Annotated in this window: 2 protein-coding genes; both read left to right on the plus strand. The window is 71.3% G+C overall.

Features of this window, described 5'->3' with window-relative positions; translation table 11 throughout:
• The first annotated feature begins 173 nt into the window (after positions 1-173).
• On the plus strand, positions 174-788 hold the full coding sequence (locus tag D183_RS0113680; RefSeq protein WP_017909499.1) for a CDP-alcohol phosphatidyltransferase family protein: 615 nt from the start codon (positions 174-176) through the stop codon (positions 786-788).
• 45 nt (positions 789-833) lie between these two features.
• The coding region (locus D183_RS24770) for a poly(R)-hydroxyalkanoic acid synthase subunit PhaE (protein WP_039727635.1) at positions 834-1023 on the plus strand (190 nt) is incomplete at its 3' end.

A 1023-nucleotide genomic window follows, 5' to 3' on the forward strand; every position in this document is an offset into this window, starting at 1 on the left:
TGGCGGCGCCGGTGATCAGGACGGTCTGCATTGGGGAGTACCTGCGCGGAGTGGGGAGCGGTCAGCGTAGCAGCGCGCCGCGACGCCCGGCAGCGGCCGCTCGCCAGTGCGGCGGCGCCACGCTACCCTGTGCCGTCGCTCGCCGCTCACGCCGGATCCGCCACGTTATGCCGATGAAACGCCACTTCTCCATGCTGCGCGAGTTCCAGCTGGCCGACTGGTTCACCCTCGCCAACGCCTTCTGCGGCACCGGCGCGGTGTTCGCGGCGATGCGCTTCCTGCAGGACGGCCGCCGCAGCGACCTGCTGTTCGGCATGGCGCTGATCCCGCTGGCATTCGTGTTCGACGCGCTGGACGGCCGGGTGGCGCGCTGGCGCAAGTCGTCCTCGACCCTCGGCCGCGAGCTGGACTCGCTGGCCGACGTAATCTCCTTCGGCGTGGCCCCGGCGGCGCTGGCCTATGCCTGCGGCATGCAGGGCGGCTGGGACTGGTTGGTGCTGAGTTTCTTCGTCTGCTGCGGGGTCAGCCGCCTGGCCCGCTACAACGTCACCGCCGAGCAGATCGCCGGCGATGGCGACAAGGTGCCGTACTTCGAGGGCACGCCGATCCCGAGTAGCCTGGGCCTGGTCATCGTGCTGGCGATCGCGGCGCACCTGGGCCATATCGGCGACGCCTTGTGGTGGGGCGAGTGGCGATTGGGGCCGTGGCTGCTGCACCCGCTGGCGCTGCTGTTCGCGCTGTCCGGCTCGCTGATGATCAGCAAGACGCTACGCATCCCCAAGCCCTGATCGCAGCGGGTTGCTATCATCGCGGGCCAGGTCTGGAGAGTGGCGATGAAGGCTAGCGGCGGTGGCGCCGGCGATTTCGAGGCGATGACGCGGCAGTACTGGGACGCCTGGAGCGCCGCATTGCGCCAGGGCGCCGCGGCCCCCGCGTCGCCCGCGGCTGGCGATGGCGCCGGTTCCTGGCGCGAGGCGATCGTGGCCTGGAGCCAGTGGCTGCCGCGCGGCAGCGCGCCGCAGG

Source organism: Xanthomonas sp. SHU 199 (assembly GCF_000364665.1).
Lineage (GTDB): Bacteria > Pseudomonadota > Gammaproteobacteria > Xanthomonadales > Xanthomonadaceae > Xanthomonas_A > Xanthomonas_A sontii.